Raw genomic sequence first — 9,716 nt, forward strand, 5'->3', positions numbered from 1 at the left:
CGTGGATGAAGGGCGCCTTCATCCACACCAGGTGGAGGAAGGCGCCCTTCATCCACCTCACCAGGCGGGCCGATCATGCTTTACCGATACGGGTTCTGGGTGAGGAGGTGGGCCTTGAAGCCCTCGCCGACGCCGGGTTCCGGCGTGCCGTTCCAGTCCTTGACGAGCACCGCACCGGTGGTGCAGCCCCAGGGGTTCCAGGTCCACGCCAGGTAGCTGAGGTGGTGTGCGTCGGCCCAGTCCGCCAGCTGCCGCATGTAGTCGAAGCCGCAGTTGTTCTGGCCGAACTCGCCGATCACGACGGGAACCTGCTCGGCGAGCGGGGCGACCTGGCTGTCCCAGCAGGACTGCGTGGCGCAGGCGTTGTTGCTGTAGGAGTGCCAGGAGGCCGCGAGGTTGCCCAACGGGTCGTTCGGCTTGTGGGACAGCCATTCCCGCATGTCGTTGGCCCATTCGAGGCCGCCGAGCATGAGGACGTTGGTCGCGCCGGTGGCCCGCACCGCGTCGACCAGGTTCTGCATTCCCGCGGTTTCGTACGGAAGACCGGTGCACATGCCGCCGTCGCGCCAGCACTGCCAGCCCAGGGTTTTGTTCCAGTCGCTGGCGATTTCCGGGTACGGCTCGTTGAACAGGTCGAAGACGACGGCGTCGTTGCCCTTGAACGCGGTGGCGACACCGGTCCAGAACTGCGGGGCGTACCGCGCATCGGGCATCGGTTTCTGGCACACCGCGTGCTCGTCCTTGCAGTGCCAGTCCGGCCCGGTCGGGTAGGCGCCCCAGGTCCAGTGCAGGTCAAGGATCACGTTGATGCCGTTGGCCACCAACAGGTTCACGTAGTCCTTCACGGCCTGCTGGTAGGCGGCACCGCCGGGTGAGCCGTTGACGCCGAGCCAGCACTCCTCGTTCAACGGGACCCGGACCGCGTGGATGTTCCACGTCTTCATCGCGTTCACCGACGCCTGGTCCACCGGACCGCCGTCCCACATGCCCTTGCCCTGCACGCAGGCGAACTCGCCGCTGGACCGGCTCACCCCGAGCAGCCGGTACGGCTCGCCCTTCGCGGTGACGATCCTGTTGCCGGAGACGCGCAACGCTGGTGCGGGACCGTCGACCGGCGGGGTGCTCGTCGTTGTCGTCGTCGTGGTCGTCGTCGGGCCGGTGCCGGTGCACACGGCGCCGTTGACGGCGAAGTCCGTCGGCTTGGCATTGGTGCCGCTGTAGGAGAAGTTCGCCCCCGTGCTGACGCTGCCGCCGGCCGGGACGGAGCTGTTCCAGCTCAGGGCGGTGACGGTGATCTTCTTGCCCGACTGGGACCAGGTACCGCTCCAGCCGTTCCGCAGCGTCTGGTCGCCGGTGTAGGTGTAGGTCAGCGTCCAGCCGTCGACCGCCGACGAACCGAGGTTCGAGATGGTCACGTTGGCGCCGAACCCGCTGCCCCAGTCGTTGGCCGCGTAGTCGACCCGGCACGCGAACGGAGCCGCCGCGCTCGTGCCGCTCGCCCACGATCCGGCCGCCGCCGTCAGGACGGTGCACGCGATGGACACCGCGGCACCCAGCGCGGCGAGCGCGGTGCGGCGTTTTCTGGTTCCCGGCATCAGCACTCCTTCGTGCGGTCACGGGCAATGGTCTGGGAGCGCTCCCAGATCCGACGGTAGCGAAGAAGTCGCTGCGCGTGAAGGGCATCCGTCCGAGCTTGACAGGGTCGAAGTGGCCGCGAAAACTGACCGCGCCCCGAATGTGAACGCTAACATCATGGAGTCCGGCAGGTGCGCGCAAAGCATGACGGTCGCTCGGTTTCGGCGGCGGTGACAGCGGTGCTCCTCGCCGCTCTCTGCGCGCCGAGTGCGGTCGCACAACCCGGTGGCCGGGACGTCACCGCCGACATCCGGGCGAACCGGAACATCACGCTGGGCGGGGACGCCGTGGTGCGGCTGACCGGCGGGGTCACCACCTACTCGGGCGTGATCTCCGGCGAGGGCACCTTCACCGTCGGCGGAACCGGCACCCTGGTGCTGGTCAAGAACAGCGACTTCGTCCTCCCGAACGACCGCCGCCGGCAGAAGGTCGTCACCGCCGGCGGCAACCATCCGGTCACCACGATCGAGAACCCCGACCCGCCCGCCGTGATCGTGCAACGCGGCGCGACCCTCCAGTACGGCGACGGGTCGGGCGGTGACGGCGCGATCGCGCACATCACCCAGGCGCCCGAACTCGCGCTGAACACGCTCAACCACCAGGTCGACGGCACCCTGGACCTCGCACTGCGCCGACGGCTGAACCTGGGTGTCATCAGCGGATCCGGCCTGGTCAAGCAGCGGAGGGGCACCTGGCCCGGCATCGACCTGCCGGGCACTCACCCGTTCTCGGGCACGCTCTACGTCGGCACGGGTGCGGACTACGGCAGCCTGCACTACCTCACCGCCCTGCCGCACGTGCGCAAGGTGGTCAACCAGGGCTCGTTCATCCACAACGCCCCGGACGGCGAAGTCGTCACCGACGCCGCCGACATCTACTCGCAGTTCTACGGCAACGACATCAACTTCCACACCTGGGGTTCCGGCGTGGTGCGGATGTCCGGCGTGTACAGCTGGTCGGACAACGGGTCCGACACCGACCCCGCGCTCAGCGACCCGTCCCGCAACTTCGCCGGCGTGCCGCACCGCGACAACAAGCGCGGCATCAACATCGAAGGCGCCACGGTGACGTGGGGCGACGGCACGCACAACCGCTTCTTCCTGCCCGGCAACGAGAACACCGTCTACATCAACATGCACGCGGACGGGGGCGGCGCCCGCAGCGTGCTGACGTTCGACTACAACGGACCGGTCACCCTCGACGCGCCCATCTCGGGCGGCAGGTACCACGACACGATGGCCGACGTGGGTCGTGGCGACGTCGTCATCGCGGCCACCCACGGCAACGCGGTCACCTTCACCGCGCCGCAGAACTACGACGGTGCCACGACGATCGGTGACGGCGCGTCGCTGCGGCTCGGGGACGGCAGTCCGCAGGGCGACAGTGCGCTGCTGCCCACCGGCAAGATCGTCGACAACGGCGAGCTGATCACGCAGAACGCCGGCAAAGGCGCCGAACTCGCCCGGATCAGCGGCAAAGGTTCGGTGACGCAGGCCGGTCCGGCCGCCACCACCCTGACCGGCGACCTCACCTACACCGGCAGGACCACGGTCAAGGCCGGCACGCTCGCCGTCACCGGCGGCACCCTCGCCGCCAGCACCGCGGTGGACCTGCCGGCGGCCGGGGCGACGCTCGACCTCACCAAAGCCGGTGACCAGACGGTCAACAACCTCTCCGGCGCCGAAGGCAGCACGGTGGCGGCCGGCCGCACCCTGACCGTCCACTCCACGGCCGCCACGACGTTCGGCGGCACCATGACCGCCACCGGAGGCATCGCCAAGACCGGCCCCGAGACGCTCACCCTCACCGGCTCGCACACGACACCGGACGTCCCCTGGACCGTCAAGGAGGGAACCGTCGCGCTGCCTGGATCCGTGCAGGCGCGCCAACTCGCCGTCGAACCCTCGGGCACCCTGCGGGCCACCGGCACCGTGGAGGGCGCGCTGGAGAACGCCGGGACGGTCGCCGCCGACGGCCTGACCGTGCGCGGCGCCTACGCCCAGCAGCCGGGAGCGCGCCTGACCGCGACCAGGATGAGCGTCACCGGCGCCGTGACGCTCGCGGGCACCTTCGAGCCGGACCCTGCGCGCGGGCCCGGTGTGGTCATCGACAACCGGGGAACCGACCAGATCCGGGGCACCTTCGACGGCCTGCCCGAGGGGGCCGCGGTCGGACGGCTCCGCCTCACCTACCGAGGTGGTGACGGCAACGACGTCGCGCTGACCGGCGACTCGGGTTCGGCGGGACAGGACGCCACGTCGTCGGCCGCGAGCGTGCCGATCTTCGGGTCGTTGTGGTGGCTCTCCGCCGCCGGCGCACTCGCGGTGCTGATCGCACTCGCGGTGCTGGTGCGCCGGCGACGCGAGAACCGGGCCTGAGCCACCGGATCAGACGAACCGCCAGAGGTGGTCGTTGGTGCCGTTGTCGTCCCAGATCACCACTTGCGCGCCCCGCGCGGTCGACGCGCCGCTGACCCCGAGCACCCTGCCGCCGTTGGCGCACTGGATGCGGAAGTAGCCGCCCGAGCCGTAACGCAGACGCCACTTGTGGTCGTTGGCGCCGTCGTCGGAGAACTGCTGGACGCGTGCGCCGTTCCCGGTGGCCGCGCCTTCGACGCCGAGGACCTTGCCGCTGTTGCTGTTGCGCAGCCGGAAGTAGCCGTCGGGGTCGAGCAGCGCGGTCCACAGGTGGTCGGCAGTGCCGTTGTCGTCCCACTGGACGACCAGCCCACCATCCGATGTGGACATGTTCTGCACGCCGAGGAGCAGGCCGCTGCCGAGGTTCTGGATGCGCCGGGTCCCGGTGGGCACGAACCGCCAGTTGTTGTCCGCGCTGTCGTCGTCCGGAACCTGGACGGCCTGTGCGCCCTGCGCGGTGGAACCGTTGAGGATGCCCAGCAGCTTGGCGCTGTTGGCGTTGCGGAGCTTGTGGGTGCCGTCGCCGTTGTCGACGATGGTCCAGCGGTGGTCGGCGGTGCCGTTGTCCGCCCACTGCAGCACGCGGGCGTTGTCCGCTGTGGACATCTTGTCCACGCCCAGAACCTTGCCGCTGTTGAGGTTGCGCAGCCGGACCGTGCTGCCGTCGGGCACCAGCTGCCAGTTGTGGTCGGCGGTGCCGTTGTCGCCCCACTGCAGGGCGTCCGCATCGTCCGCAGTGGACATGGTGCGGATGCCGAGCACCAATCCGCTGGCGGCGTTGAACAACCGGTAGCCGGCGGTGTTCCCGGTGTTCCAGTACACGGTGTAGTTGAACCCGTGGGCGTCGTAGAACGGGCCGAGGTCGACTTTCGCCCCGTCGGCCAAAGCGGTGAACGTCAGCGCCGACGTGCTGGTGCGGGTGATGGACGCGGGGTTGAGCGACGGCAGGGTGCTGAAGACCGTGTCGCCGTAGTTGCCGGACAACACCACGGGGCCGTAGGTGATCGCCGCGACGTCGGGGTTGTCGTTGGCGGGCTGCAGGACCACACGCATCGGCAGGCGCACCGCGACGGCGTCACCTGAGGTCCACGAGCGCGTCAGGCTCGCGTACGTGCCTGGTGTGACAGCGATGTTCTGGACCACGCCGTTGACGCTGACGGTCGCACCGCTCGTCCACGCGGGGATGCGCAGGCGCATGGTCCACGAGCCGCTCGCGTTGCCGGTCACGGTCAGGGTGGTGGTGTCGCCGACCGGGAAGTTCGTGGCCTGGGTGACGGTGATGCCGCGGTCCTGCCAGTCGAGCACCGAGGCCGTGTAGAGGTTCACGGTCAGCGTGGTGCCGTTGTGGAAGTAGATGGAGTCGGCCAGGCGTGTGTTGGTCTCCAGCGCGGTGCCCTGACAGCACCAGAAGGTGCCGTAGTCGGTGCTGAAGCTGCCGCCGCCGACACCGGGGCCGGCCACTCCCCTGCGGCCGCCGGGGTTGAGCGCGGTGAAGTAGCAGACGTGGCCGTGGCTGCTGCTCGGATCCTGTTGGCCCAGCAGGTGGTTGAGCAACGCGCGCTCGTAGAAGTCGAAGTAGGACGACCGGTCCGGGTCCAGCAGCCACAGTTCCCTGGTCAGCTTGAGCATGTTGTAGCTGTTGCACGCCTCGCACGCGTCGGCCCTGAGGTAGGAGGCGATGGCGTTCGGGGCGCGGAAGTGCTCGGCCTGGCTGTTGCCGCCGATCACGTAGGTGTGCGCGCCGACGGTGATGTCCCACGCGTTGACGGCGATGTCGCGGTAACGGGTGGTGCCGGTGGCCTTGTACTCGCGGACCGCGCCGACCCACTTGGGCACCTGCGTGTTGGCGTGCAGGCCGTTGAGCTTGTCCTGGCCCGCCGCCAGCGGGTCGAACACGGCGGCGTGGTCGAACCGCTGGGCCACCGCCAGCCACCGGGAGTCGCCCGTCTGCTGGTAGAGGTCGGCGAGAACGGCGTTCATGCCACCGAACTCCGTCTGCAGCGCGGCCTGCATCTGGCTGGAGCTCAACCGGGCGGTGCGCCAGTCCACCCAGCCCGCGAACCGCAGCAGCACGTCCCGCGCCTCGGTGTTGCCGATGTGGCGCCACACGTCGAGCAGACCGGCCAGGGTCTTGTGCACGCAGTAGTACGGCACACCCTTGGGCCTGCCCGTCTCCAGCAGGTCGAAGTCCGACTCCGGGAACCCCGACAGGTAACCGGTGCCGAACCCCGCCGCGGCGTTGTTGGCCTGGCACTTGGCCAGCTCCGCGACCATCTGGTTCGCCTTGTCCCGGCACGTGGTGTCACCGAGAACCGCCCAGGCGTTGGCCCACGCGCTGAGGAAGTGCCCGTTGCTGTGGGTGCGGAAGTCGAAGTTCGGGGCCTCCCAGCCACCGCACGCGACCGCGCCGCCGGTCGACAGCCCGTGGTTGGCGCGGAAGTTGTAGAGCAACCGGTCGACGTCGACGAACCGCAGGTACGACAACGTCCGGTTCTGGTTGTCCAGCCAGCGGCTCGCCGTCAGCCGGACCTGGCCGAGGTCGAACGCGAACGCCGACGCGCCGACGTCGCCGCGGACCGGCGGCACCACCGCCGCTCCGGCGACCGGCGCCAGTGAAGGGACCAGAGCCGGCACGGCGGTCGCGAGGGCGGCGGCCCCCGCGGCCTGCAGCAGTCTGCGGCGGTTCAGGGCTGAAGAGGACATGATGCTCCTGGATCCACGGCCGCCGCTGCGCGAACAGCCGCGGGCACACCTTTGGGCTCGTCGACGTGAACTGGGTCGACACCACGGGTTTTCGTTGCGCGGGCGCCGGTTCGCTCGGCACCGGTCCTCGCCACCGCCGGACGGTGTTATCGCTAACAGACCGCACTGTGCGGCAGCGCGCCGTCCGATCGCGTTGCGGCGTATAGGTAACCTTCGTGTTGGCACCTTGTCAACAGTCCGACACTCGGACATTTCCGCTGAAACGTGCCAAATCTGTTAGCGCTAACAGCCCACATGGCCCACATCGGCCCGGCTCATGCCGTCTGACAACGATGGCAGGCGTCTGGCAATACGCCCCAGCGTTTGAGGTTCAACAGCTTTGCCGGAGCACAACCCATTGACGTGAAAGTTGCCGCCATGTTCTCATCTAACTCAACCAGCGAATGTTAACGCTAACAATTTCTCAACCATTCACAACGGGACCCGAATCCCGTTGTTGCCGCTCATTCCTCCATCGCCCCGCTCAACGAAGATCGGAGCATGTCGTGGACCGACGAGCACATCCGCCCTCGGCTTCCCGGGCCGGCGACCGGTCTTCGGCGTTCGCACTGACGCAGCGACGCCTTCTTCCGCGTGGCGAACTGACTCGACAGTGAAGGAGTTCTTCGTGACCGAACCGCCGACCACCCGCCGCGCCAAGCGTGCGTTCCTCGCGGCCGGTGCCACCGCCGCACTCGCCGCCGCGGTGCTCACCTCCACGGCCGCGACCTCGCAGGCCGCCACCCAGGGGCCGTGCGACATCTACGCCGCGGGCAACACACCCTGCGTGGCCGCGCACAGCACCACGCGCGCCCTGTACGGCAGCTACAACGGCCCGCTGTACCAGGTCAAGCGCGCCTCCGACAACGCGACCAGGGACATCGGCCTGCTGAGCACCGGCGGCTACGCCGACGCCGCCGCACAGGACTCGTTCTGCGCCGGCACCAGCTGCGTCATCACCGTCATCTACGACCAGTCCGGCAAGGGCAACAAGCTCTCCCAGGCGCCCAAGGGCCACTTCTCCGGACCGGCCGAAGGCGGCGCCGACAACATGGCCAACGCCTTCGAGGCGCCCATCACGGTCGGTGGCCACAAGGCGTACGGCGTCTACGTGGCCCCCGGCACCGGCTACCGGAACAACAACACGAACGGCATCGCGACCGGCGACCAGCCGGAGGGCATGTACGCGATCTTCGACGGCACGCACTTCAACGGCGGCTGCTGCTTCGACTACGGCAACGCCGAGACGAGCGGCAACGACGACGGCAACGGCACCATGGAGGCCATCTACTTCGGCAACAACAAGGGCTGGGGCACGGGCAGCGGCAACGGTCCCTGGATCATGGCCGACCTGGAGAACGGTCTGTTCTCCGGCGTGAGCCCCAAGTTCAACGCGGGCGACCCGACCGTCACCGACCGGTTCCTGACCGCCATCGTCAAGGGCGGCCCGAACCAGTGGGCCATCCGCGGCGGCAACGCCCAGTCCGGCGGTCTGTCGACCTTCTACAACGGCGTGCGTCCCAACGTCGCCGGCTACAACCCGATGAAGAAGCAGGGCGCGATCCTGCTCGGCATCGGCGGCGACAACAGCAACGGCGCCGCCGGCACCTTCTACGAAGGAGTCATGACCTCGGGCTACCCGTCCGACGCCACCGAGAACGCCGTGCAGGCCAACATCACCGCGGCCGGCTACAGCAGCGGTTCGACGAGCACCGGCTCACTGACCCCCGGCTCCCGGATCTCCCTGCAGGCCACCACGGCGCCCTGCTGCACCTCGCACTACCTGCGCCACAACGACGCCGACAGCAAGGTCGTCATCTCCTCCGTCAACTCCTCCAGCTCGGCCACCGACAAGGCCGACGCCACCTGGATCGTGCGCGCCGGCCTGGCGAACACCTCCTGCCTGTCCTTCGAGTCCGCCGACAGGCCCGGCCAGTTCCTGCGCCACTTCAACTACCAGCTCTACCTGAACTACGACGACGGTGGCAGCGCGTTCTCGAAGGACGCCACCTTCTGCCCCACCGCGGGCAACAGCGGCACCGGCACCTCCTTCCAGTCCGTCAACTTCCCGACGAAGTACCTGCGCCACTACAACTTCACGGCCTACATCGCGAGCAACGGCGGCACCAACGCCTGGGACTCGACGACCTCGTGGGCTCAGGACACCAGTTGGCTCACCGCGTCTCCCTGGAGCTGACGAATGCCCCGGTGTTCCCGTCGACGGCGGGAACACCGGGCAGTGCTCGCGAAGGAACCTGAACATCGACTACTCGGCTTCTTAATCCGCTCCGTGGATCTTGGTGGCAATCCGAGTCTCACCACCACTTCGAGGGGATGACCATGAAGAAGTCACGCCACGCGAGGGCACTGACGGCAGTGGCGCTGGCCGCCGCCGCGGTGCTGTCCGCCGCCGGACCGGCCAGCGCGGACGTGCGGCCGACGCGGCATTGCGCCGCCGATGAGGTGATGCCCCGGATCGGCGAGGGGTCGTCACCGCGTCCGGGCACCACCAGGCTCTTCACCGTCGGCTTCCGGACCGTGAACGGCACGAGCTGCCTGCTGAGCGGCGCACTGGACTTCATCCGGTTCTACGACACCTCCGGCCGGCCGCTCGACGTGCGCTTCAGCACCAAGGCCGCCGTGGCGCCGTTCGAGGACGTGTGGGTGGATGGCTTCCGCTGGGCGGCGGTCTACATCTCGTCCCCCGCGGGGGACGGCGGCATGCCGATCGGCAGCATGGCTTTCAGCGCGCCGACGACGCCCGCGGCGGAGTTCACCGCGGCGTGGCCGGGACCGGTCAACGGACCGCTGTACATCTCCAAGATCACGGCACCGGTGAGCTGACGGATGCCGCGGGGTTCCCGTCGACGACGGGGACCCCGCGGGATATTAGCATGTACGAGTGAGTGGACACACCGCAAC

At 68.8% G+C, this 9,716-nt stretch carries 5 protein-coding genes; 3 read left to right on the forward strand and 2 right to left on the reverse strand.

Translation table 11 applies throughout. The features are described from left to right. Window positions 1-80 precede the first annotated feature (80 nt). The gene (locus ABZV40_RS45695) at window positions 81-1,595 is read right to left on the reverse strand and encodes a cellulase family glycosylhydrolase (RefSeq protein WP_355456386.1); all 1,515 of its coding nucleotides are present in this window, start codon (window positions 1,593-1,595) and stop codon (window positions 81-83) included. Between the two features lie 171 nt (window positions 1,596-1,766). On the opposite strand from ABZV40_RS45695, the gene ABZV40_RS45700 reads away from it, so the two are divergent. Continuing rightward, the gene (locus tag ABZV40_RS45700) at window positions 1,767-4,013 is read left to right on the forward strand and encodes a hypothetical protein (RefSeq protein WP_355456387.1); all 2,247 of its coding nucleotides are present in this window, start codon (window positions 1,767-1,769) and stop codon (window positions 4,011-4,013) included. Between the two features lie 9 nt (window positions 4,014-4,022). Here ABZV40_RS45700 and ABZV40_RS45705 read toward each other — a convergent pair whose 3' ends face one another. After that, window positions 4,023-6,755: a beta-L-arabinofuranosidase domain-containing protein gene (locus ABZV40_RS45705; RefSeq protein ID WP_355456388.1), complete on the reverse strand. Its 2,733-nt coding sequence runs from the start codon at window positions 6,753-6,755 to the stop codon at window positions 4,023-4,025. A gap of 745 nt (window positions 6,756-7,500) precedes the next feature. Here ABZV40_RS45705 and ABZV40_RS45710 point away from each other — a divergent pair. Further along, window positions 7,501-8,991: an alpha-L-arabinofuranosidase B gene (locus ABZV40_RS45710; RefSeq protein ID WP_355456390.1), complete on the forward strand. Its 1,491-nt coding sequence runs from the start codon at window positions 7,501-7,503 to the stop codon at window positions 8,989-8,991. 143 nt (window positions 8,992-9,134) lie between these two features. After that, entirely contained in the window at window positions 9,135-9,638 is a 504-nt protein-coding gene (locus ABZV40_RS45715; RefSeq protein WP_355456389.1) for a hypothetical protein, read from the forward strand. Window positions 9,639-9,716: the final 78 nt, after the last annotated feature.

Origin of the sequence: Lentzea sp. NPDC004782 (assembly GCF_040609115.1) — a bacterium.
Taxonomy (GTDB): domain Bacteria; phylum Actinomycetota; class Actinomycetes; order Mycobacteriales; family Pseudonocardiaceae; genus Lentzea.

What these genes read in the sequence shown, in the direction of transcription:
- ABZV40_RS45695 (WP_355456386.1), bottom strand. Translation starts at nt 1,595, where the DNA reads ATGCCGGGAACCAGAAAACGCCGCACCGCGCTCGCCGCGCTGGGTGCC.
- ABZV40_RS45705 (WP_355456388.1), bottom strand. Translation starts at nt 6,755, where the DNA reads ATGTCCTCTTCAGCCCTGAACCGCCGCAGACTGCTGCAGGCCGCGGGG.
- ABZV40_RS45715 (WP_355456389.1), top strand. Translation starts at nt 9,135, where the DNA reads ATGAAGAAGTCACGCCACGCGAGGGCACTGACGGCAGTGGCGCTGGCC.